Source organism: Burkholderia seminalis DSM 23518 (assembly GCF_902832885.1).
GTDB classification, from domain to species: Bacteria; Pseudomonadota; Gammaproteobacteria; order Burkholderiales; family Burkholderiaceae; genus Burkholderia; species Burkholderia seminalis.
Genome location: NZ_CADFDK010000007.1, coordinates 230,039 through 253,148, shown reverse-complemented (window position 1 = coordinate 253,148; position 23,110 = coordinate 230,039). Strand labels below are relative to the sequence as shown.

22 protein-coding genes are annotated in these 23,110 nt (G+C 67.9%); 11 read left to right on the top strand and 11 right to left on the bottom strand.

From position 1 onward, the window contains the following. Positions 1-116: 116 nt before the first annotated feature. Both HWX00_RS22745 and dapF read right to left on the bottom strand, forming a co-directional pair. Positions 117-1,001 (bottom strand): RNA polymerase sigma-70 factor, encoded by an 885-nt coding sequence (locus tag HWX00_RS22745; protein ID WP_175027398.1) that lies wholly within the window; start codon positions 999-1,001, stop codon positions 117-119. Beyond that, positions 1,001-1,810, bottom strand: coding sequence for a diaminopimelate epimerase (dapF, locus tag HWX00_RS22740; protein WP_175027399.1), 810 nt, complete (start codon positions 1,808-1,810; stop codon positions 1,001-1,003). Before dapF ends, HWX00_RS22745 begins: the two co-directional genes overlap by 1 nt. A gap of 272 nt (positions 1,811-2,082) precedes the next feature. On the opposite strand from dapF, the gene HWX00_RS22735 reads away from it, so the two are divergent. The 3 genes from HWX00_RS22735 to trhA all read left to right on the top strand — a co-directional run bounded on the left by HWX00_RS22735 (position 2,083) and on the right by trhA (position 5,197). After that, positions 2,083-4,161, top strand: a complete 2,079-nt coding sequence (locus HWX00_RS22735) for a carbon starvation CstA family protein (protein ID WP_034187628.1) — start codon at positions 2,083-2,085, stop codon at positions 4,159-4,161. A 12-nt stretch (positions 4,162-4,173) separates the two neighbouring features. Continuing rightward, a complete protein-coding gene (locus HWX00_RS22730; protein WP_006766647.1) occupies positions 4,174-4,380 on the top strand; it encodes a YbdD/YjiX family protein in 207 nt (68 codons plus the stop codon). A 196-nt stretch (positions 4,381-4,576) separates the two neighbouring features. After that, entirely contained in the window at positions 4,577-5,197 is a 621-nt protein-coding gene (gene trhA / locus HWX00_RS22725) for a PAQR family membrane homeostasis protein TrhA (protein WP_034187629.1), read from the top strand. A 24-nt stretch (positions 5,198-5,221) separates the two neighbouring features. On the opposite strand, the gene HWX00_RS22720 is transcribed toward trhA, so the two are convergent. From HWX00_RS22720 to HWX00_RS22710, 3 genes are all read right to left on the bottom strand, one after another. Next, positions 5,222-6,631 carry an MFS transporter gene (locus tag HWX00_RS22720; RefSeq protein WP_175027400.1) on the bottom strand — a complete coding sequence of 470 codons (1,410 nt, stop codon included), beginning with the start codon at positions 6,629-6,631 and terminating at the stop codon, positions 5,222-5,224. Further along, positions 6,628-7,065: a nuclear transport factor 2 family protein gene (locus HWX00_RS22715; protein WP_175027401.1), complete on the bottom strand. Its 438-nt coding sequence runs from the start codon at positions 7,063-7,065 to the stop codon at positions 6,628-6,630. The genes HWX00_RS22720 and HWX00_RS22715 overlap by 4 nt, the downstream gene beginning before the upstream one ends. A gap of 119 nt (positions 7,066-7,184) precedes the next feature. Then, positions 7,185-7,538: a DOPA 4,5-dioxygenase family protein gene (locus tag HWX00_RS22710; protein ID WP_034187631.1), complete on the bottom strand. Its 354-nt coding sequence runs from the start codon at positions 7,536-7,538 to the stop codon at positions 7,185-7,187. 498 nt (positions 7,539-8,036) lie between these two features. On the opposite strand from HWX00_RS22710, the gene HWX00_RS37320 reads away from it, so the two are divergent. Continuing rightward, on the top strand, positions 8,037-8,414 hold the full coding sequence (locus HWX00_RS37320; RefSeq protein WP_034187632.1) for a hypothetical protein: 378 nt from the start codon (positions 8,037-8,039) through the stop codon (positions 8,412-8,414). Between the two features lie 94 nt (positions 8,415-8,508). Further along, entirely contained in the window at positions 8,509-8,997 is a 489-nt protein-coding gene (locus tag HWX00_RS22700) for a hypothetical protein (protein ID WP_175027402.1), read from the top strand. Between the two features lie 163 nt (positions 8,998-9,160). Here HWX00_RS22700 and hpnH read toward each other — a convergent pair whose 3' ends face one another. Together hpnH and ispH are read right to left on the bottom strand one after the other, a co-directional pair. Then, positions 9,161-10,321: an adenosyl-hopene transferase HpnH gene (gene hpnH, locus HWX00_RS22695; RefSeq protein ID WP_034187634.1), complete on the bottom strand. Its 1,161-nt coding sequence runs from the start codon at positions 10,319-10,321 to the stop codon at positions 9,161-9,163. 12 nt (positions 10,322-10,333) lie between these two features. Next, entirely contained in the window at positions 10,334-11,275 is a 942-nt protein-coding gene (gene ispH / locus HWX00_RS22690) for a 4-hydroxy-3-methylbut-2-enyl diphosphate reductase (RefSeq protein WP_034187635.1), read from the bottom strand. Positions 11,276-11,677: 402 nt separating this feature from the next. Here ispH and HWX00_RS22685 point away from each other — a divergent pair, with 402 nt between their 5' ends. Further along, complete coding sequence (locus HWX00_RS22685; RefSeq protein WP_034187636.1) at positions 11,678-12,865, top strand: glycosyltransferase; 1,188 nt, start codon at positions 11,678-11,680, stop codon at positions 12,863-12,865. 94 nt (positions 12,866-12,959) lie between these two features. Here HWX00_RS22685 and HWX00_RS22680 read toward each other — a convergent pair whose 3' ends face one another. Both HWX00_RS22680 and hpnA read right to left on the bottom strand, forming a co-directional pair. Beyond that, positions 12,960-14,345, bottom strand: a complete 1,386-nt coding sequence (locus tag HWX00_RS22680) for a phage tail protein (RefSeq protein ID WP_175027403.1) — start codon at positions 14,343-14,345, stop codon at positions 12,960-12,962. 108 nt (positions 14,346-14,453) lie between these two features. Then, a complete protein-coding gene (hpnA, locus tag HWX00_RS22675) occupies positions 14,454-15,461 on the bottom strand; it encodes a hopanoid-associated sugar epimerase (protein ID WP_034187638.1) in 1,008 nt (335 codons plus the stop codon). Between the two features lie 154 nt (positions 15,462-15,615). Here hpnA and HWX00_RS22670 point away from each other — a divergent pair, with 154 nt between their 5' ends. From HWX00_RS22670 to HWX00_RS22660, 3 genes are all read left to right on the top strand, one after another. Continuing rightward, positions 15,616-15,912, top strand: coding sequence for an acylphosphatase (locus HWX00_RS22670; RefSeq protein ID WP_034187849.1), 297 nt, complete (start codon positions 15,616-15,618; stop codon positions 15,910-15,912). A gap of 16 nt (positions 15,913-15,928) precedes the next feature. Then, a complete protein-coding gene (gene rarD, locus HWX00_RS22665; RefSeq protein WP_049036058.1) occupies positions 15,929-16,828 on the top strand; it encodes an EamA family transporter RarD in 900 nt (299 codons plus the stop codon). Positions 16,829-17,235: 407 nt separating this feature from the next. After that, positions 17,236-18,360 carry an OpgC domain-containing protein gene (locus HWX00_RS22660; protein ID WP_034187640.1) on the top strand — a complete coding sequence of 375 codons (1,125 nt, stop codon included), beginning with the start codon at positions 17,236-17,238 and terminating at the stop codon, positions 18,358-18,360. 34 nt (positions 18,361-18,394) lie between these two features. Here the strand turns inward: HWX00_RS22660 and HWX00_RS22655 are convergent, their stop codons facing one another. Further along, positions 18,395-18,601: a hypothetical protein gene (locus HWX00_RS22655; RefSeq protein ID WP_175027404.1), complete on the bottom strand. Its 207-nt coding sequence runs from the start codon at positions 18,599-18,601 to the stop codon at positions 18,395-18,397. Positions 18,602-18,721: 120 nt separating this feature from the next. Beyond that, positions 18,722-20,242, bottom strand: coding sequence for a peptide MFS transporter (locus HWX00_RS22650; RefSeq protein WP_034187642.1), 1,521 nt, complete (start codon positions 20,240-20,242; stop codon positions 18,722-18,724). Positions 20,243-20,738: 496 nt separating this feature from the next. On the opposite strand from HWX00_RS22650, the gene HWX00_RS22645 reads away from it, so the two are divergent. Continuing rightward, positions 20,739-21,317 carry a cupin domain-containing protein gene (locus HWX00_RS22645; protein ID WP_034187643.1) on the top strand — a complete coding sequence of 193 codons (579 nt, stop codon included), beginning with the start codon at positions 20,739-20,741 and terminating at the stop codon, positions 21,315-21,317. 179 nt (positions 21,318-21,496) lie between these two features. Next, positions 21,497-23,110 carry a peptide ABC transporter substrate-binding protein gene (locus HWX00_RS22640; protein ID WP_034187644.1) on the top strand — a complete coding sequence of 538 codons (1,614 nt, stop codon included), beginning with the start codon at positions 21,497-21,499 and terminating at the stop codon, positions 23,108-23,110.

Below are 23,110 nucleotides of genomic sequence, written 5' to 3'. Positions count from 1 at the left end.
CTTAGGGGTGTGCATCCGTGCGCGGTAGCCACGCACGGGGACGCATCGTGTTGCGCGCGCTGCACCAATCCGCGCTCGACGGCGGGCGCGGTCGGCGCGGGGGCGCGATGCGCGCGTCAGCCGGCGGCGCAGGCGGCCGCGATGCGGGCGAGCTTCTCGGGATTGCGCTGCACGAGAAGCCGGACGATGCGCGTGCCGTCGGTCTCGAACGACATCGCCGCTTCGAGCTGCCCGTCGATGAAACGCAGCATTGCCCACTGGCCGTTCAGCACGACCGGCCGCATCTCGACACCGCTGCCGGAGCGCAACCACGTCGCATAGAACAGTTGAGCGATCCGCCGGCCGCCGACCATCGGTTTCGGGAAGCTCTGGACGTGGCCGCCGCCGTCGCCGATCAGCATCGCGTCCTCGGCGAGCAGCGCCTGGATCGACGGGAAATCGCCGTGCGCGAGCGCATGCGTGAACGTCTGCAGCAATCGGCGATGCGTTTCGTGCGGCACCGTGCGCCGCGGCTGGAGATCGTCGCGCAGCCGCGCCCGGGCCCGGCTGACGAGCTGCCGGCACGCGGCTTCGGACTTGCCGATCGCGTCGGCGACCCGGTCGTAGTCGAACTCGAAGATTTCGTGCAGCAGGAACGCCGCGCGCGCTTCCGGCGTCAGCCGTTCGAGCAGCAGGAGGTACGCGACCGACACGTCGTTCGCGCGCTCCGTCATTTCCTCGGGCGTTGCAGGCGATTCGCCGAGCTCCGGTTCCGGCAGCCAGATGCCCGCATAGTGCTCGCGCCGGAGCTTCGCCGCGCGCAGGCGGTCGATCGACGTGCGCGTCGTGACCGCGACGAGCCAGGCCTCGGGGTTCTCGATGCTGCCGCGCGCCGCGTCGTGCCAGCGCAGCCACACGTCCTGCACGATGTCCTCGGCATCCGCGACGGAGCCGAGCATCCGGTACGCGATCTTCTGCAGGCGCGGGCGCAGCGCGTGGAAGGCTTGTGCGTCGTCGGTCATCACAGCCACACCCCGCTGAACCCGAACGTGACGGGCCCGCTCAGGAACACGCTGCCGGCGCCGTCCCATTGAACGGCGACGTCGCCGCCGTCGCACGTCACCCGCACGGTATCGTCGAGCAGCCCGCGCCGGATGCCGTTGACCGCCGCGCCGCACGAACACGAGCCGGACCCGAGCGGCACGCCGCCGCCGCGCTCCCAGATGCGAAGACGAATGTGCGTGCGATCGATGACCTGTACGGCGTGCACGTTGGTTTTCCGCGGAAACAGCGGATGCGTTTCGATGGCCGGACCGAGCGCTTCGAGGTCGACCGCATCGACGTCGTCGACGAAGAACGTGCAGTGCGGATTGCCCATGCTGCACGCGGCCGGCGCGCCGGGCAACGGCAGCGCGAGCGTATCGACGGCTTCGGCGACGGGCACGTCCCGCCAGCCGACGCGCGGCACGCCCATCTCGACCTTGATCGACCCGTGCGCGTCGTACGCACACTGCAGGGGCCCGCGATTCGTGCGCAGCACGATCGACGCCGCGCCGGTTTCCCGCATCAGCTGCCACGCGACGCCGCGTGTCGCGCTGCCGCAGGTATCGAGCGTCGAGCCGTCGGGATTCCAGAACGCGACCTGTGCGGCCGCGTCGTCGCAGTCCGTCACCACCGCGAGCTGGTTGAAGCCGATGCCGCTGTGCCGGTCGCCCATGCGCCGCACGAGGTCGCGATCGAGGCGGGGCACGCGATCCCGATCCTGACCGCGCAGGTCGACGATGACGAAGTCATCGCCGTTTGCGTTCATCTTCTGAAATCGGATCGGCATGGCGGTTCCGGAATGGAGACAGGCGAACACTGTACGTGGCTCGCCGTCCACGATCAATCGCATGCCAGCCGATCGCCACGCAACCGGCATCTACGTAATTCTACGTAGTCGCGCGTACGTAGTTATCCGCTTGTAAGCCGCCCCCGTCGCGCGGAATACTACGGCCCATCGTCGCGGCCTTTGCGAGGCCGCGGCACGACGCATCGACGTCACGTGTGCGCGGCCCCTGCGCCGCACGCCATCTAAAACCACATTGGAGACCAGGAGACGCCATGAATCGGGCTTCCAGTACCCTGCTCTGGATCGCGGTCGCGCTGCTCGGCGCGTTCTCGTTCGGCACCATCGCACTCGCACACGGCGAGCGCGTGAGTGCCCTCTGGATCGTGATCGCCGCTGTCTGCGTGTATCTGATCGCGTATCGCTTCTACAGTCGTTTCATCGCCAGCAAGGTCATGCAGCTCGACGGGCTGCGGATGACGCCGGCGGTCAAGTACAACGACGGCCTCGACTACGTGCCGACCAACAAGTACGTGCTGTTCGGCCATCACTTCGCCGCGATCGCCGGCGCCGGGCCGCTGGTCGGCCCCGTGCTCGCCGCGCAGATGGGCTACACGCCCGGCATGCTGTGGATCCTGGCCGGCGTCGTGTTCGCCGGCGCGGTGCAGGACTTCATCGTGCTGTTCATCTCGACGCGCCGCGACGGCCGTTCGCTCGGCGATCTCGTCAAGATGGAACTCGGCACGGTGCCCGGCGTGATCGCGCTGTTCGGCGCGTTCCTGATCATGGTGATCATCCTCGCGGTGCTCGCGCTGATCGTCGTGAAGGCGCTGACCAACTCGCCGTGGGGTACGTTCACCGTCGCCGCGACGATTCCGATCGCGCTGTTCATGGGCATCTATACGCGCTACATTCGCCCGGGCCGCATCGGCGAAGTGTCGGTCATCGGCTTCATCGGGCTGATGGCGGCGATCGCGTTCGGCCAGAACGTGGCCGCGTCGCCGACCTTCGCCGCATGGTTCACGTTCACCGGCACGCAGCTCACGTGGATCCTGATCGGCTACGGCTTCGTCGCGTCGGTGCTGCCGGTGTGGCTGCTGCTCGCGCCGCGCGACTACCTGTCGACGTTCCTGAAGATCGGCACGATCCTCGGCCTCGCGATCGGCATCCTGGTCGTCGCACCGGAACTGAAGATGCCCGCGCTGACGAAGTTCGTCGACGGCACGGGCCCGGTGTGGTCGGGCAACCTGTTCCCGTTCCTGTTCATCACGATCGCGTGCGGCGCGGTGTCGGGTTTCCACGCGCTGATCTCGTCGGGCACGACGCCGAAGCTGATCGACAACGAAACCAACGCGCGCTTCATCGGTTACGGCGCGATGCTGATGGAATCGTTCGTCGCGATCATGGCGCTGGTCGCGGCCTGCGTGATCGAGCCGGGCATCTACTTCGCGATGAACGCACCGGCCGCCGTGCTCGGCTCGACGCCGGAAGCGGTGGCGAACACCGTCACGCAATGGGGCTTCGTGCTGACGCCCGACATGCTGACGCAGACCGCGAAGGCCGTCGGCGAAACGACGATCATCGCGCGCGCGGGCGGCGCGCCGACGCTGGCCGTCGGCATGGCGCACATCCTGCACCAGGTGATCGGCGGCGAAGCGATGATGGCGTTCTGGTATCACTTCGCGATCCTGTTCGAAGCGCTGTTCATCCTGACGGCCGTCGACGCCGGCACGCGGGCGGGCCGCTTCATGCTGCAGGACCTGCTCGGCACGTTCCACCCGGCGCTCAAGCGCACCGAGTCGCTGCCCGCGAACCTCGTCGCCACCGCGCTGTGCGTGGCCGCGTGGGGCTACTTCCTGTACCAGGGCGTGGTCGATCCGCTCGGCGGCATCAACACGCTGTGGCCGCTGTTCGGCATCTCGAACCAGATGCTCGCCGCGATCGCGCTGGTGCTCGGCACCGTCGTGCTGTTCAAGATGAAGCGCGAACGTTATGCGTGGGTGACGGTCGTGCCGACCGCGTGGCTGCTGATCTGCACGCTGACGGCCGGCTGGCAGAAGATTTTCGACGCGAACCCGAAGGTCAGCTTCCTCGCGCACGCCGCGAAGCTGCAGGCCGCGGTGGATGAAGGCAAGGTGCTCGCACCGGCCAAGTCGATCGCGCAGATGAAGCGGATCATCTTCAACGACTACATCGATGCGGCGCTGGCCGGGCTGTTCATCTTCGTCGTCGTGAGCATCGCGGTGTACGGCGTGATCGCCGTGCTGCGCGCGCGCCGCGAGTCGAAGCCGACCGTGCGCGAGACGCCGTACGAAGCGATGCCGGCCGCGCAGGCGCTCGGCAGCGGACGTTAAGGGGAGGCCGCGATGTTCAGCGATCTTGGCAGCGACCTGCGCAGCGCGGGGCGTTACCTCGGGCAGGCGTTGCGGCTGATGGTCGGCCTGCCCGACTACGACACCTACGTCGCGCACATGCGCGACACCCATCCGGACCGCGAGCCGATGACGTACGAGGAATTTTTCCGCGAACGCCAGAACGCGCGGTACGGGTCGGGCGCCGGGAAGTGTTGCTGAGCCGGACTGTCCAGGCGGTTCGACGATCGAAACGGAAGCGCCGCGATGGCAGTCGCGGCGCTTTTTTCTTGGGCGGCCGGCGACGCACGTCGCGTGACGGCCGCTTCGCCGTTTGCCCGTGCGCAGCACGGCAAAATCCGGCCGCCGGTATCATAGGGGTCCCTCTTTTCCCCGATGGACCGCAGGAGAACACGTCGTGCATGTCGGTGAGCGTTTCAACAGCATTTCCCATCTCGTCGGCGCGGTGCTGTCGGTGGCCGGTCTCGTGGCGCTCGTGACGATGGGCGCGCTCGAAGGCGATCCGTACAAGGTGGTGAGCTTCAGCGTGTACGGCGCGATGTTGTTCCTGCTCTACGCGATCTCGACGCTGTATCACAGCGTGCGCAATCCGCGCCTGAAGGCGATCCTGCAGAAATGCGACCATTCGGCGATTTACCTGCTGATCGCCGGCAGCTACACGCCGTTCACGCTGGTGACGCTGCGCGGCCCGTGGGGCTGGTCGCTGTTCGGCGTGAGCTGGGGGCTCGCCGTGTTCGGCATCGTGCAGGAGCTGACGCTCGGGCGCCGCACGCGCATGCTGTCGATGATCCTGTACGTGCTGATGGGCTGGCTTGCGCTCGTCGCGGTGCGTCCGCTGATTCATGCGCTGCCGCCGGTCGGCACCGCCTGGCTCGTGGCCGGCGGCGTGATCTACAGCGCGGGGATCTACTTCTTCATCAACGACGAACGCATCCGCCACGGGCACGGTATCTGGCACCTTTTCGTGCTGGCCGGCAGCCTGTGCCAGTTCGTCAGTGTCGCGATGTATGTCGCGTGAGCGCGTTGTCTGCCGCGGAATGCGCTAGCGTCGCGTGGCGGCCGCCTGCAGGTGCGCGGCCGCTTCGCCGGTTGCCGGTGTCGGCCGCGTCGCGAACCGCCACGATACCGCGGCAAGCGCCGACAGCGCGATCGCCATGACCAGCGCCACCCGCATCGCGACCGAAAACGGCTGCAGCGTCTCGATGCATGCACCGAAGATCGCCACGCCGAGCGCCGATCCGCTCTGCCGCGCCGCGTTCAGTGCCGCCGCCGCGACGCCGGCGCGGTGCCGGTCGATCGTCCCGAGCGCCGGTGACGTCGCGGCCGGCGAGATGAATCCCGAGGCGAAGCCGATCGCGAGCATCGGCGCGACCGCGAGCCACGCCGGTGTCGTCGCGCCGATGCCCGTCATGCCGAGCGCGCCTGCCGCATACAGCCCGAACGCCGAGCACATCGGCCCGCGCGTCCCGAAGCGCGCGACGATCCGCCCGGAACACAACCCGCCGAGCGCGACCATCGCGGTCATCGGCAGGAACGCGAGCCCCGTGTCGAGCGGGCTCGCGCCGCGAACCTGCCGATAGAACAGGCTGAGCACGAACAGCAGGCCGTAGAACACGAACGCCGACGTCATCGACACGAACGTCGATCCCGCGAACAGCCGGTTGCGGAAGAACGCCAGCGGCAGCATCGGTTCGCGGCGCCGCGCTTCGATCGCGACAAAGGCGATCCATGCGGCGACGCTCGTCGCGGCACCGCCGACGATCGGTGCCGAGCGCCAGCCGAGCGACGGGCCTTCGATCAGCGTGCCGATCAGCGCGGCGATCGCGACGGCGGCGGCGGCCTGGCCGGCCCAGTCGAACTGTCGCGACGCGTCGGCGGCGGCGCGCACGACCGTGCGGCCGAGCCAGATGCCGGCGAGCCCGAACGGCAGGTTCACGAAGAACAGGCTGCGCCATCCGAACAGGTCGACCAGCAGCCCGCCGATCAGCGGGCCCGACGCCATCGCGATGCCGCCGCAGCCCATCCACAGGCTGATCGCCGACGCGCGCGCGGCCGGTGCGGGGAAGGCGCGGTTGATCAGCGCGAGCGAACAGGGCACCAGCATCGCGCTGCCGACGCCTTGCAGCGCACGCGCGACGGCAAGTGCCGGAAGGGTCGGCGCGATGCCGCACAGCGCCGACGCGGCGACGAACACCGCGAGCCCCCCGACATGGACGGTGCGATCGCCGAGCCGGTCGCCGAGCGTGCCGCCCGTCAGCAGCAGGCTCGCGAACGCGAGCGTGTAAGCGTTCACTATCCATTGCAGGCCGGCCACGCGGCCGCCGAAGGTGTGCGCGATGTCGGTGAGCGCGACGTTGACGATCGACGCGTCGAGCAGCACGAGCGTGTAGCTCACGCAGGTCGCGGCGAGCACGCGGCGGGCCGCGGCCCGGTCCGGCACGGCGGCCGTCATGCGCGCTCGGGCGCCGGCGTGGCGGCCCGCAGCGCACTGAATCCGACCCATCCCCAGTACACGCGATGATGCGCGATCCGGCCGTCGCGCAGATCCATGACTTCGACGAGATCGACCTGATCGCCGTCCGGCGTGGCGCGCGGATACTCCCAGACGAGCTGGCGGCCGTTCGAGAAGAACAACCCGGTCCGGTACCAGCGTCCGAGCGGGCTGCCCGGATTTTGCAGGCCGGCCGCGAAGAATGCCCCGATCGCGGCCTTGCCGTGCAGCACGCCCGAGCCGTGCGCGGGCAGCGTGACGACGACGAGCGGCGTTTCGAGCACCGCGTCGTCGGCATACAGCGCCATCAGCGCGTCGAGGTCGCGCGCGACGACGGCCGCGTGCCAGTCTTCATGGATGCGCCGGGCATCGGCGTCGGTGTCTGCGGGTGTCATGGCGGGTGTCCGGAAGCGTCGTGAGCGGAAACCCACTGTATGGGCGCACCGCCGCGGGACGTTTCACGTCGACCCGAAACGTGGATGCAGCCTCGGGAAGGCTGCGCCGCGGGCCGCCGTTACCCGGTGAGCGCGTCCAGATTCAGCCCATACGACTTGCCGAGCCACACCGCGCAATCGCGATGGTCGCGCAGGTCGTCGCCGGTATTCGGGTGCAGGAAGATGTCGAGCGCGCCGTGGTTCAGCACGAGCCACGGCACGATCTCGTCGAAGCGCGCGGCATCGAACGCGATCTGGTACGACCAGGCCGGATGCGGACCGACGAGGCGCTCGTGAAAGCGGCCGAGCTCGATGACCGCGCCGAACCGTTCGTCGACGACCTGGCGAAACGCCCAGGCCGCGTCGCGGCTGGCCGCATCGAAATAGACGTGCGCGTGCCAACTGTCGATGGCGGTGGTGTCGAGGGCAGCCATGGAAGGGCTCGATGAAAATGGGAAGGTATGAGAGACCGTGCGAAACGAAGCGAATGGCCGATGCGTGATTATCGCGCGTCCTTGCCGGGCACGTCGTGTGGCGATCCGGCGATTCGGCGCCGATGGCTTGTCCTGTGTCAGAAGAACCGTTGGTCCGATGCAATCGTTTCCGCGCTATCCGCATGCGCGATATCACGCCGGGACCCTTGCCGGCAGGTGCGCACGCCGCGAGCGCGCCGGCAACACGTCATTTCGGAAACTGAAAAAGCGGCGGGCGTGCCGCCTGCGATCGGGCGCAAAAGCGCGATCAGGTCGTTGAATGAAATAGAGAAATTCCCGTGCGAAGCGATTCGCGAATGGCGCGCGCGCACACCGGATTCCGAAGCCGAAAATATCCATTGCGGAATCGGCTATTCAAGCGGCATGCGGCACGACATACGATGGTTTCAACGCATCGACGATCACGATCGATGCGGGGACAACCATCTGGAGGCCACTATGCGATCCCTCGTTCCCGTTGCGGTTCTTTCCTGCGCACTCGTTGCGCTGCCCGCCGTCAGCTTTGCGCAGTCGGCCGGCCCCGACTGGTCGTCGTATGCCGCGCAGTCGACCTGGTCGGCGGCGCGTGCCGAAACCGACGCGCAACTGATGCAGATGACGCGCGCCGGCTATCGTGCGACGTCGGTCGGCAACCAGAACTATCCGCTTGCGATGCAGCGTGCGCTCGCACGCGTTCACAATCCGGTGCCTGACCGGTCGCGCGAGGAGCGGGCCGCGATGGAAGCGCGCGCCGCGCGCGACGCCCAGAGCGGTCATCCGGTGAAGGCGTTCTTCGTGAAGACCGCGTTCTACCTGAAGGGCGAGAACACCTTCTGATGCGGGAGACGATCATGGGATGCCCGATCCGCTCGACCGGCGTCGCGCGTGCGGCGTTGCCGCGCGTTGAAGTGCCCGCAAGCGGGCACGAAGCATGAAGGCCGCACGCAAAAACCGTCGTCGCGTGCCGTTGACGCGCGAGTGGCTGCTGCCGCTGCCTCCCGCGCATGTACGCGACATCTCGCTGAAATGCCACATGGCGCTCGTCGCGTTGCGTGGCGGGCACGGCAACGAGGCGCTGCTGACGCGGTTGCGCACGAGCGTCTACCTGGTGTTCCTCGCGCTCGACGATACGCGGTACGCGGAAGCGGACATCGACCTGTGCGTCGACGCGGAGCGGGCGCTCGAAGCGAGTGTGGCGCGCGCGGCGCAAAGCGGCGCATGGACGCTGCACGATGACGAATGCGCGGTGCTCGAGCGCGTGCTCGCCGCGCACGACACCTGCGTCGCGACGCTCGCGCGGCATCGGCTGGCCGAACTGTGGCGTGATGTCTGCACGTTCGCGTCGTGCGGCCAGCCGGCGCTCGTTGCGAGCGCGGCGGAGAAGATGCGCGCCCACGTGCCCGACTCGCTGGCCGCGTAGCATCGTGCAGCGGTTTCGCAGGGAGGATGGAGGAGACAGGGCCGGCCGAGCCGGCACGGCGACGGCGTAACGCGGCCCAAAACAAAAGCGCCACGGAGCGAATCCGTGGCGCTATATGTTTATCACCTGCGCGGAGGCACCGCCTCCGCGTGGCGCAACGCGTTTAGGCGGCCGTTGCCGGCTTCGCCGGCTTCTGCAGCTTGCCCTTGCCGGCGCGCTGGATTTCCTCGAGCTTGATCTCGACGTGGCGCGAGAACACGTACTCGGCCGGACGCTGCTTCGCGATCGAGATGTCCGGAGCGAACGGGCCGTCGGTCCGGATGCCCTTGCGGCTCACCTTCAGCGCCTTCAGCGGGTTCGAGATCGTGTCCATCACGGCCGTTGCCTCGAAGCCGCAGTGGACCATGCAGTCCGCGCACTTCTCGTAGTTGCCGACGCCGTAGTTGTCCCACTCCGTGGTTTCCATCAGTTCCTTGAAGGTCTTCACGTAACCTTCGCCGACCAGGTAGCACGGCTTCTGCCAGCCGAACACCGTACGCGCCGGGTTGCCCCACGGCGTGCACTTGTACGTCTGGTTGCCGGCCAGGAAGTCGAGGAACAGCGACGACTGGCTGAACGACCAGCGCTTGCCGCCTTCGCCGCGCTTCAGGATTTCGCGGAACAGGTTCTTCGTCTTGTCGCGGTTCAGGAAGTGCTGCTGATCCGGCGCGCGCTCGTACGCGTAACCCGGCGACACCGTGATGCCGTCGACGCCGATCGGGCCCAGCGTGTCGAAGAACTTCGCGACGCGCTCCGGCACCGCATCGTTGAACAGCGTGCAGTTGATGTTCACGCGGAAGCCGCGGCGCTTCGCTTCCTTGATTGCCGCGACGGCCTTGTCGTACACGCCTTCCTGCGACACCGAGTGATCGTGCGCTTCCTTGTCGCCGTCGAGGTGGACCGACCAGACGAAGTACGGGCTCGGCGCGTAGTCGTCCATCTTCTTTTCCATCAGCAGCGCGTTCGTGCACAGGTACACGAATTTCTTGCGCTTCATGATGCCCTTGACGATTTCCGGCATCTCCTTGTGGAGCAGCGGTTCGCCGCCGGCGATCGACACGACGGGCGCGCCGCACTCGTCGACGGCCTGCAGGCATTCCTCGACGGACAGGCGCTGGTTCAGGATCGGATCCGGATAATCGATCTTGCCGCAGCCGTTGCACGCGAGGTTGCAGCGGAACAGCGGCTCGAGCATCAGCGCGAGCGGATAGCGTTTGTTGCCGGACAGGTGCTGGCGCACGATGTACGCGCCGACACGGACTTGCTGGAGCAGCGGAATAGACAAGGGATGTCCTCCTTAAACTTCGCGGGCGACGGCTTGCGTGAGCTTCGCCGGCAGCTTGAATTCGACTTTTTCCTCACGGCCCGCCATCGTCGCGACATCGACGGGCCCCAGCGCGCGCAGCGCGCCGATTACATCCTCGACCATCTCTTCGGGCGCCGACGCGCCGGCCGTCAGGCCGACCGTCTGCACACCCGCGAACCATTCGGCCTTCACTTCCGAGCCGTCGGCGACGAGATAGCTCGGCACACCGCTTTCGGTGCCGATCTCGCGCAGGCGGTTCGAGTTCGAGCTGTTCGTCGCACCGACGACGAGCAGCACGTCAACCTGTTCGCTCAGCTCCCGCACGGCGGCCTGGCGATTTTGCGTGGCGTAGCAGATGTCGCGCGTGTCCGGGCCGACGATGTCGGTGAACCGGCGCTGCAGCGCCTCGATGATGCCGCGCGTATCGTCGACCGACAGCGTGGTCTGCGTGATGTACGCAACCGGCGTGTCGACGGGCAGCGTCAGCGTATCGACTTCGGCTTCGCTCTGCACGAGGATCACCTCGGCCGGAATCTGGCCGATCGTGCCCTCGACCTCCGGATGGCCCGCGTGGCCGATCAGGATCAGCCGGCGGCCCGCCGCGACGTACTGGCGGCCCTGCACGTGCACCTTCGTGACGAGCGGGCAGGTCGCGTCGAGCACGTCGAGCCCGCGCGTTTCCGCGTCGCGCTCGACCGTCTGGGCGACACCGTGCGCGCTGAAGATCGCGACAGCGCCGTGCGGCACCTCGTCGAGTTCCTCAACGAATCGTGCCCCTTTATTACGCAGATTTTCTACGACGTGCCGGTTATGCACGATTTCATGACGCACATAAACCGGCGCACCGTGCTGTTGCAGCGCGCGATCGACGATTTCGATCGCGCGGACAACCCCCGCACAAAAGCCGCGGGGCTGGGCAAGGATGACTCGCATAGGTGAGCGAACTCCGACGACAGACGCCGGGGTTCGAGGAGCTGGCACTCGCTCGCTCGCCCCGGCTTGATGTTATGAAGGCAGGAACGAACCGGCCGGCCAGGCCCCGGAACCCCGAATTAATCGCGCATTTTAACCCTATCGCGCCGTCCGTGCTTTGGTGCTGTATCGGCGCTGTTGCAATTGCGGGAGAGCCGCGTCGGCGCTGGCGCGCGCGGAACCCGGTAAACTGCGCGGTTTCGCGGGCGGCCGCTCCGGCTGCCCGGCGTCGCGCTCATTTCAAGGCCATTCGATGACCGTCGATTCTCACGCATATTGCCCGTCCGCCCATGCGGTGTCGGGTGTTTTGATCCTGACCCCCATTGATATCGGGCATGCCGGCGCCCGGCAGGAGGCGTGCCGATGATGCTGGCGATCGCTTTCCTGGTGTCCGGCCTGTCGCTCGTGATCTGGATCGTGCTGCTCGTCGCGCGCGGCGGCTTCTGGCGCGCGGTGCCCGCGCGGCCGCTGCCGCCCGAGGCGCGGGGCGCCGCGGCCGAGGCCGGCTGGCCGGCCGTCGTCGCGGTCGTGCCGGCGCGCAACGAAGCCGACGTGATCGCTCGCGCGGCGACTTCGCTGCTCGAGCAGGACTATCCGGGCGACTTTCATCTGATCATTGTCGACGACCACAGCGACGACGGCACCGCCGACGCGGCGCGCGCGGCGGCGCTCGCGATCAACCGCGCCGACCGGCTGACGGTGCTGGCCGCGAAGCCGCTGCCGGCCGGCTGGTCGGGCAAGGTGTGGGCACAGTCGCAGGGGATCGCCGCGGTGCAGACGCTCGGCCTGCCGGCCGACTACCTGCTGCTGACGGATGCCGACATCGGCCATCCGCCCGACGCCGTCGCGCAACTGGTCACGCGCGCACAGGCCGAGCAGCGCGATCTCGTGTCGCTGATGGTGCGGCTGCGCTGCGATTCGTTCTGGGAAAAGGCGCTGATTCCGGCGTTCGTGTTCTTCTTCGCGAAGCTGTACCCGTTCTCGTGGATCAACAACCCGCGCAACCGGACGGCCGGCGCCGCCGGCGGCTGCATGCTCGTGAAGCGCACGGCGCTGGAGGAAGCGGGCGGCATCGAGTCGATCCGCGGCGCGCTGATCGACGATTGCAGCCTCGCCGCGCAGATCAAGCACCGCGGCAGCGGCCGCCATCCGATCCGTCTCGACCTGGCCGATCGCAGCGTGTCGCTGCGCCCGTACGACAGCTGGCGCGACATCTGGAACATGATCGCGCGCACCGCGTTCACGCAGCTGCACTATTCGCCGCTGCTGCTGGCCGGCACGCTGCTCGGGATGACGATCATCTATCTCGTGCCGCCCGCCGCGGCGCTCGCGTACGGCGCGCGGGCGTGGCCGGCCTGGCTCGCGTGGGCGTCGATGTGCGCCGCGTATGCGCCGATGCTGCGCTACTACCGGCGCTCGCCGCTGTGGGCGCCCGCGCTGCCGCTCGTCGCGCTGTTCTACGTGGGCGCGACGTTCGCGTCCGCGTGGCGCTACTGGCGCGGCAAGGGCGGCCAGTGGAAGGCGCGCGTGCAGGCGCCGGTGGAGCGCTGAGGATCGGCCGGGAGGCGCGCCTCCCGGCAGCCGGAAAACGAACAGCCCGATCGGTGAACCGGTCGGGCTGTTGCGTTTTGGGGCGGGCGGCGGCTTACCGCTGCGTCAGCATCATGTACATCTGGACCACGACGTCCGGCGAGAACGTGAACGGCACCCAGCCGTAGCCCGTGTGACGGGCGACCAGCAGGCGGTCGCCATTCGACTGCTTCTGCACCGCCATCATCGGGTTCTTCGTCGTCACGAAACGCCAGCCGGCCGGGATCCCGGCCGGCGGCTCGGGCTGCATCGACGCGCGCGCATGCGCGAGTTCCTCGATCAGCTGGCCCAGTTGCTCCGGATGCAGCGTGATCGACTGGCCGTTGATGGTCAGCGTCAGTTCGTTCTGGGACGGGCGCGCGACGTGCAGCGTCGCCTTGTCGGCCGGTGCGGCGGCCGTGTCGGTTTCAGCGGCGGATGCGGCTTGGGCCGCCGGGACGATCGCGGTGTCGGCCGCCGTCGCGCCGGCAACGTCGGCCGTTTCGGCCTCGACCGGTGCCGCTGCGCTCACGATCGGTTCCGCCGGCGTCGGTTCGACGACCTCGGCCGCCACGGCCGGGGCGGCCACCGCGTTCGTCGCGGCTTCCTTGACGACGGCCTCGACCAGCGCCTCCGCGTCGGCGATGGCCTTCGCGTGGTGCTGCGCGGCCGCTTCGGCTTGCGCGATCGCTTCGGTATGGCGCTGCGTGACGGCCTCGGCCGCGGCGGTCGCGTCGGCATGACGCTGCGCGGCCGCTTCGGCTTGCGCGATCGCTTCGGTGTGGCGCTGCGTGACGGCTTCGGCCTCGGCGGCCGCATCGGCATGACGCTGCGCGGTGGCTTCGGCTTCGGCGATCGCCTGCGTGTGACGTTGCGCGAGCGCTTCGGCTTCGGCGATCGCGGCCGTGTGGCGCCGTGCAGCCGCTTCGGCTTCGGCAGTCGCTTGCGCGTGACGTTTCGCGGCGGCTTCGGCTTCGGCGGTCGCGGCCGCATGACGCTGCGCGGCCGCCTCGGCTTCGGTTGCCGCGGCGTGATGGCGTTGCGCGGCGGCCTCGGCTTCGGCGATCGCGGCCGCGTGGCGCTGCGATGCGGCTTCGGCGTCCGCGTGACGCTGCGCGAGCGCTTCGGTCAGCGCGGTGGCTTCCGCATGGCGCTGCACGGCCGCTTCGGCCTGCGCGGCGGCATCGGTATGACGTTGGGCGGCGGCTTCGGCGGCAGCGGTTGCGTTGGCGTGGCGCTGCTGCGCGGCTTCGGCGTCGGCGGCAGCGGCCGTGTGGCGCTGCGCGGCGGCCTGCGCTTCGGTTTCCGCGGCGGCGTGACGCTCGGCCGCGGCCCGGGCTTCCGCCGCGGCGGCGCGCGCGAAGGCTTCCGCGCTGCGGGCCGCCTGCTGCGCGGCGTGGTGATCGTGGAGGAGCTGATCGACGCCCGTGGCGAGCGAAGCGATCTGATCGTTCAGGTTCATGCGTGTCTTCTCTGCGTAAGACCCGCGATTTTAACCGCTGCGCGGATGTCGGTCCGCGCGGGTCGTGTAACAAAGTGCGCAAGGCGGCGCGCCGCGCGCCGCTTTGTGTTACTTCAGGTAGCCCGCCGAGCCGAACCAGTCGAGCGCGTCGCGCAGCCCTTCGCGGTACGGACGCGCACGGTAGCCGAGCTCGCGCTCGGCCTTCGCGGACGTGAAATACATCTTGTTCTTCGACATCCGCAGCCCGTCCACGGTGACGAACGGCTCCTTCTTCGTGAACTTCGCGACCGCTTCGGCGCCGACCGCGAGCGGGTACAGCGGCCAGCGCGGCAGCGCGATCGTCGGCGCCTTGCGGCCCGTCATCTGCGCGATGTCGGCGAGCATCTGCTGCAGCGGCAGGTTCTCGCCGCCGAGGATGTAGCGCTCGCCGATCCGGCCGCGCTCGAGCGCGAGGAAGTGGCCGTGCGCGACGTCGTCGACGTGCACCAGGTTCAGCCCCGTATCGACGAACGCGGGAATCTTGCCGAGCGCGGCCTCGACGATGATGCGGCCGGTCGGCGTCGGCTTCACGTCGCGCGGGCCGATCGGTGTCGACGGGTTGACGATCACGGCCGGCAGCCCTTCGTCGGCGATCATCCGCTCGACCGCGCGCTCCGCGCGCACCTTGCTGCGCTTGTACACGCCGATCGCCTGCTCGGCCGTGAGCGGCCGGTTCTCGTCGGACGGATCGCCGGCGCTCGTCACCTTCAGCGTCGCGACGCTGCTCGTGTAGACGATCCGCTCGACGCCCTCCGCGCGGGCCGCGCGCATCGTCGCGACCGCCCCCTCGAGGTTCGCGCGTTCGATTTCGTCGGGATCGGGCGCCCACAGCCGGTAGTCGGCCGCGACGTGCAGCAGGTAGCGCACGCCGCGCAGCGCGGCGCGCATCGACGCCTCGTCGCGCATGTCGCCGGTGACGATCTCGGCATCGAGATCCGCGACGTTCGTGCGCGGGCTGGTCGGGCGCACGAGCACGCGCACCGCATAGCCTTTCTGCTGCGCGATGCGCGCGACGGCCGAGCCGACGAAGCCGGACGCGCCGGTGACGAGAACGAGATCGCGGGAGGTATCAGTCATGCGTTTCCTTCAGGGCCGCGCGCGGGCGGCGCGGCGGTTGAGCATCGGCGAGATTGTACGTGGTCGGCGCACGCGGCGACGCCTGGCCGGCGCGTGTGCGAAGCGGCCGGCGCGACTACAATGCCGGGCTTGAATGCAACGGGAGGGCGACGCGATGAGCCGCAATGAACTGGACGAACGGATCGAAACCTACTACGTGCGGGTGCGCGGCGTCGTGCAGGGCGTCGGCTTCCGTCATGCGACGGTGCGCGAGGCGCATGCGCTGAAACTGCGCGGCTGGGTCGCGAATCTCGAGGACGGCAGCGTCGAGGCGATGATCCAGGGCCCCGGCGCGCAGATCGACCGGATGCTCGCGTGGCTGCGTCATGGGCCGCCGGCCGCGCGCGTCACCGAAGTGACGTTCGAGGAGCGCCGGACCGAGCGGCGCTTCGAGCGTTTCCAGCAGCAGTAAGCGGCGCTGAACGACCATGACGGGGTATCCGGAAGCCGGTCGCGGCCTCATGTTGTCGGTGACGGCGTCGACGCTGTTCGCGCTGATGTCGGTTTACGCAAAACTGCTCGCGCCGCTCACGGGGCTCGACATCTTCGCGTGGCGCGTCCTGTGGACCGCGCCGGGCGCGCTCGCGCTGATCGCGCTGCGCGGCCGCTGGCCGGCGCTCGTCGGTCTCGTGCGCCGCACCGCGCGCGACTGGCGCCTGCTGCTCGCGCTGCCGGCGAGCGCGGCGCTGCTCGGCGTGCAGCTGTGGCTGTTCCTGTGGGCGCCGCTGCACGGCCGCATGCTCGAGGTGTCGCTCGGTTATTTCCTGCTGCCGCTGACGATGGTGATCGTCGGCCGTTTCTACTATCACGAGCGGCTCGACCCGCTGCAATGGGCGGCGGTCGCGTGCGCCGCGCTCGGCGTCGCGCACGAAGTGTGGGCGACACGCGCGTTCGCGTGGCCGACGCTTGTCGTCGCGCTCGGTTATCCGCCGTATTTCGTGCTGCGCCGGCGGATCAACGCCGATTCGCTGGCCGCGTTCGCGGTCGAGATCGTGCTGCTGTGCCCGATCGCGTTCGTGATGGTCGCGACGAGCGCGACGCGGGTCGACGGCCATCCGGTGCTGTGGGCCGCGCTGCTGCCGGGGCTCGGCGTGCTCAGCACGCTCGCGCTCGCCAGCTACCTGAAGGCGAGCCGGATGCTGCCGATGGCGCTGTTCGGGATCCTCGGCTACGTCGAACCCGTGCTGCTCGTCGCGGTGTCGCTGCTGCTGCTCGGCGAGACGCTGAGCGTCGCGAAGCTCGCCACCTACGGGCCGATCTGGGCCGCCGTCGCGCTCACCGCATGGCACAGCGCGATGCTGATGCGGCGCCTGCCCGCACGCGGATGAGCGCCGGTCGCGATGGCGCGGCCGCGCGGAACGTGCATCGCACCGCGCTTCCCGCCGCGATCGAACGGCGGCGATCCGGTGGCCGAACGAGGCGATGCTGACCGCAAGCTGGCGTCGCGCTGACGTGAATCTGGCGACGCCGACCGCCGCGCTCCGTCAGGCTCGCGCGTGTAATCGAACAGAAGATTCGGTTGCACTTTGTTACTTAGGGTCTTCCCCGAACGGCCATTAGACTGACCTGACCGACTACCCTTCGTATGCAGCTTTTCGATGAACGGTCATCTCCGTGCCTGGCCAGCCGGGTTGGTGCGATGCGGGCATACGCGTATCGCCGCTGACCGCGCTCGCCAGCTTCTTCCCGATCCCTTCCCCGGTGCCCGTCGCACCGCCGTCGTGCCGGTGCGCTCATGTCGTTGAGCCCGTCGCCGTCCGCCACGGTCCTGCCGCCGCGCGGCGGCCGCCTGATCGAAATCGACTTCTTCCGCGGGCTCGTGCTGTTGATGATCGTCGTCGATCACATCGGCGCGAGCGTGCTGTCGCGCGTGACGCTGCATGCGTTCGCGCTGTGCGATGCAGCCGAGGTGTTCGTGTTTCTCGGCGGTTTCGCGACCGCGAGCGCGTACGGCGCGATCGCCGAGCGGCACGGCGCACGCGCCGCGCAGCAGCGGTTCGTGCGGCGTGCGATGCAGATCTACCGCGCGTTTCTCGCGACGTCGACGCTGATGCTGGTCGTGTCGGCCGTGCTCGACCATTACGGAATCGATGCGCCGAACCTCGCGCTCGACGACGTCAGCGTGATGCTCGCGTCGCCGCTCACGGGCGCCGCCGAGTTGCTGACGTTCCAGCGCCAGCCATATCTGGCGTCGGTGCTGCCGATGTACGTGCTGTTCGCGCTCGCGTCGCCGGTGATCGTGCCGTTCGCGCGTCGCCATCCGTGGCTGCTCGTTGCGTTCAGCGTCGTGTCATGGGGCGCGGCGGGCTGGCTCGGCCCCGAGCTGCTGGATACCGACGGCTTCCGCTGGAGCTTCAACCCGTTCGCGTGGCAGCTGATGTTCGTCGCCGGCGTGCTGGCGCGCTGCCAGCCGTTCTACCGGCGCATCGCGCTGGGGCGCTGGGGCGCGGCGGCGACCGGGCTCGCATGCGCGGTCGTGCTCGGTTGCGCGAGCTACAAGCTGTTCTCGGGCTTGCCGTTGCCGGAAGGCGTGTTCAAGCGCGACCTGGCGCTGCCGCGCGTCGTGAGCTTCGCGGCCGTCGCATGGCTGATGGCCGATTGCGTGCGCTTCGGCTGGATCGCGCGGATCGCGCAGGGCGTGCGACCTGTCGTGGCGGTCGGCCAGCGCGGGCTGATCTGCTTCGTGGCGGGCGCGGCGATCTCGCTCGTCCTCGATTCGCTGCTGCATCCGGTCGTGGGCGGCGCCGACCTGCGGCATGTCGGCGTGGGCCTCGTGGCCGACGCGTGCGCGCTCGGGCTGATGATGGCCGTGGCCGGTTCGGGGACGTGGATCGCGCGGTGGCGCGGCGCGGCTGCGTGAGCGGCGCGGAAGGCGGCGCGTGCCGCCCGCGGCGTCAGTGAGGTGAGCCGATACGGGAGCGGGGCACGGCGGTTGCGTCGTCGGATTCGGCGTCGTCGCGTTCGTCCGGTGCCGGATCGTCGCGCTCGGCGAGCATCGCGTCGGCTTCGGCTGCGGCCCGGGCGGCGCGTATCGCGGTGCAGCGCTGCGCGTGCCGGATGTCCGACAGTATCCTCAAGAGCCGAGTCGTCTTGTTTTTCATGATCTTCTCCCGCCAGTGCGCATCGCGACGGAGCGGATGCGCCGTTGCAACCAGTGTAGGACGTGCTGGCCGCGCTGGCGGGAGAATATGGCGTGCGGGCCGCACGCCGAGGGATAGTACTTACCGGGCCGGGGCGACGCCCTGCGCCTGCAGCGCTTCCTCGCGGCGCTCTTCCGCACAGCGCTGGTGCTGGCGCGACAGGCGGTTCATCAGCGGCAGCAGCAGCAGCGCGAGCACCATGCCGATCGCGGCGAGCCAGCCGAGCTTCTCGAACAGCGACAGGTAGAGCGGCAGCGATTCGGTGGCCGGCAGTTCGTGCGACGGCATCTGCGCGAAGTTCGCGACGACGCTGCCCAGATACTGCGACACGCCCGTCGCGACGAAATACGCACCCATCATGAAGCCGCTCATGCGCGCCGGCACGTAGCGGGCGATCATCGCGAGGCCGAGGCCGCTCACCAGCAGTTCGCCGAGCGAGTACAGGCCGTAACCCCACACCATGAACCACGACGACACGCGGCCGTCCACGGCATAGCGGCCGCTGATCGTGAACACCAGGTAGCCCGCGGCCACCGCGCCGAAGCCGAGCGCGTACTTCGCGGCGACCGGCAGGTCGCGGCCGCCCTTCGCGACGGCGTTGTAGACCCACACGAGCAGCGGGCTCAGCAGCATGATCCAGATCGGGTTCAGCGCCTGGAACTGCGCGGCGCTCCACGTGAACAGCGTCGTGCCGAACACGATGAAGCGCGGATCGACGTTGCGCAGCGCGAACAGCGTCAGCGACGTCGACATCTGCACGTAGAAGATGAAGAACAGGATCACCTGGCCGATCAGCACGAGCGCCGCGATCAGGCCCGCGCGCTCCGAGCGCTCCGACTTCGCGATCATGTACGCGAAGATCGCGAGGATCGCGAACGCGGCCGTCCATACGCTGGCCACGGCGAGCTGCTTGTGCTGCAGCACGTACAGCGTGACCAGCGCGAGCGCGACGCCGCCGGCCGCGACCGCGCCGAGGCGCTTCCAGCGGATCGGTTCGTCGTCCGGCTGCGAGCCGACGTGCGCGAGCGTGCGATGCATCAGCATGAAGTTGAGGATCGCGAGCAGCATGCCGCCGCAGCAGACCGCGAACGCGGTGTGCCAGCCCCAGTGATCCTTGATCCACGGTGTCGCGAGCATCGACACCGTCGAGCCGATGTTGACCGCCATGTAGTAGATCGTGAACGCGCTGTCGATGCGCGCGTCGTCGCCTTCGTAGATGCGGCGCACGAGGTTCGCCGCGTTGGCCTTGAACAGGCCGTTGCCGACGACGATCACGCCGAGCGACGCGTACATGTACGTCAACTGGTCGTTCGGCACCGAAAGCATCAGGTAGCCGGCACACAGCACGGACGCGCCGACGATCATCGTGCGGCGGGCGCCGAGCACCTTGTCGCCGATCCAGCCGCCGATCGACGGCGCGGCATAGACGAGTGCGGTGAACGCACCCCAGGTCAGGTTCGCATGGCTGTCGGTGAAACCGAGCCGGTCGACCATGAAGAGGACCAGGAGCGCGGCCATGCCGTAGTAGCCGAAGCGCTCCCACATTTCGATGAGGAAGACCGTCGTGAACGATCGGGTTTGTGAAACAGGTGAATGCATCATCAATCTCGGTTGAAACGGACGGCACGGATCACGCGTCGTCTTGGGGTCGAACTGGCGCCGGAGCACTGAGGCCGGGTAGGCTTGCGTCGGCGATGGAGCAGTCGGGCGGTTAGCCCGGGCCGGGGTCGGACTCCGCCCGACAAGGCGGTGCGCGGCCCCGACCGGCGCGCGAATGGTAACGTTTGCCGGTCCGGTGCGTCGGGTCCGTGCCACTTAGGGAAACTCCCGATATGGCAACAGCTTTCAGGAACATTCGTCTCATCATGTATTTGTAAGCTTGACGCCCGTTCTCCGCAAATTCCCGGAGAGCCGCTTGCAGCTTGCCTGTGAAGCCCGCGAGTCTGGCAAGATAGCGCGTCGTTTCGTTCGCTTCGGGCCCTGTTTAGTGCACCGGGCTCAACGCCGAAGGCGTGTACGAACCCGAAGATTAAGCTATCTCCAATTAACTTAGTTACTTTCCATCAAACATTTTTTGACGACCACTTTTCGGCCTGCTATGGTTCCCCCCACTGAAAACTCGCGATCGGCAGACGCTGTCGCACTGGGCAGCAAGATTCGCGCGTTGCGCCAACGTCTGAAGCGCACGCTCGACGACACCGCTTCCGCCGCGGGGATTTCGAAGCCGTTTCTGTCTCAAGTCGAGCGCGGGCTCGCGTCGCCGTCACTGACGTCGCTGGCCGGTATTGCCCACGCGCTCGGTGTGACGGTGCAGTACTTCGTGGATACGCCGAGCGAGGAACGCTCGGTCTGCCGAGGCGATCAGTTGCGCTTCTTCGGGTTTGCCGATTCGGCGAACCTGTTCGCGCGGCTGACGAACGTGTCCGAAGGGCGCCAGCTGGAGGCGATCCTCGTGAGGATGCCGCCGGGGCAGAAGCGGTCGGAGGTGACGACACATGCAGGAGAGGAGTTCCTGTATGTGATTGAAGGGGAAGTGTCGCTGACGCTGGAAGGCAAGACGTTCGTCCTGCAGGCCGGCGACAGCTCGCACTATCAGTCGACGGTGCCGCATAGCTGGGTCAACACCGCGAAAATCGAGTCGGTGGTGGTCTGGGTCGGTACACCGAGGCTGTTCTAACGCACAGGTATTCCTTCGTTTCCAAGACGGAATGCCTGTCGAAAGAAACGTAAGGAATACTAAAATGCTACACGAGAATCACGGGCCTCCTCAATCGCTGCGCCCGTCAGCGTCTCACGCGTAATCCGCGGCATCCGTCGCGCGACGCGCACCGAACCAACCTTCTCAAGACTGCCACGATGAAATCCTTGCATGCCATGTCGGCCGTGCTGGCCGCGCTCGCCCTGACGACGCCTGTTGCCCACGCCGTTACCGTCCCGTCGAACGTCGCGCTCGCTCCTCAACAGGACCTGACGCGGCAGGTGCCCGCCGAAGTCGAGTCGCTCGATCCCGCGCACATCGAGTCGTGGACCGGCAACACGATCGGCCTCGACCTGTTCGAGGGGCTGGCCCGCATCGATGCAGCCGGCCAGGTCGTGCCGGGTGTCGCGCTGTCGTGGGAACGCAAGACGCCGACGACGTGGATCTTCAAGCTTCGCCATGACGCGAAGTGGAGCAACGGCCAGCCGGTGACGGCCGCCGATTTCGTCTATTCGTGGCAGCGCCTCGTCGATCCGAAGACGGGCTCGAAGTACACGATCCTCGTCGAGTTCGTGAAGAACTCGAAGGACATCATCGCGGGCAAGGCCGCGCCGTCGACACTCGGCGTGCGCGCCGTCGATCCGTATACGCTGGAAGTGACGACCGACGTGCCCGTCGCGTTCTTCCCCGAACTGACCGCGATGGTGCCGCTCGCGCCGGTGAACAAGGACACGGTGACGAAGCTCGGCGACGCATGGACGCGCCCGGGCAATATCGTCAGCAACGGCGCATACCAGCTCGTCGACTGGCAGCCGAACAACCGCATCGTGATCTCGAAGGACGCGAAGTACTGGAACGCGCCGAAGGTCGTGATCAACAAGGTCACGTACCTGCCGATCGAGAGCGACGAGACGGCGATGCGCATGTACCAGGCCGGCCAGATCGACTACAGCTACTCGATCCCGTCGGGGATCTTCCAGCAGGTCAGCAAGCAGTTCGGCGGCGAACTGCGCCAGGGCCTGCAGCTCGCGACCTACTACTACTATCTGAACAACAGCGATCCGGTGCTGAAGGACAAGCGCGTGCGCCAGGCGCTGTCGATGGTGCTCGATCGCGACGTGCTGACGCAGAGGCTCACGCAGGCCGGCGAGAAGCCGATGTACGGCCTGATGCCGAACGGCACGAAGGGCGTGCAGCCGTTCACGCCGGACTGGGCGTCGTGGCCGATGGCCAAGCGCGTCGAGACCGCGAAGAACCTGCTGAAGCAGGCCGGCTATTCGGACGCAAAGCCGCTGTCGTTCACGCTGACGTACAACACCAACGACCTGCACAAGAAGGTCGCGCTGTTCGCCGCGTCCGAATGGCGCACCAAGCTCGGCATCAACACGAAGCTCGAGAACGTCGAGTTCAAGGTGCTGATGAAGGAGCGTCACGACGGCAAGGTGCAGATCGCGCGTGACGGCTGGTTCGCCGACTACAACGACGCGATGACGTTCTTCGACCTGCTGCGCTGCGGCAGCGCGCAGAACACCGTCGGCTACTGCAACAAGCAGGCCGACGCGCTCGTCGACGAAGGCAACCAGAAGCTCGACGACAAGGCGCGCGCCGCGCTGCTCACGCAGGCGCACGACCTCGCGCTGAACGACACGCCGATGGTGCCGCTGTTCCAGTACTCGGCCGATCGTCTCGTGAAGCCCTACGTGGGCGGCTATTCGCTGAAGAACGTGATCGACATGCGTGCTTCGCAGGACATGTACCTGATCAAGCACTGA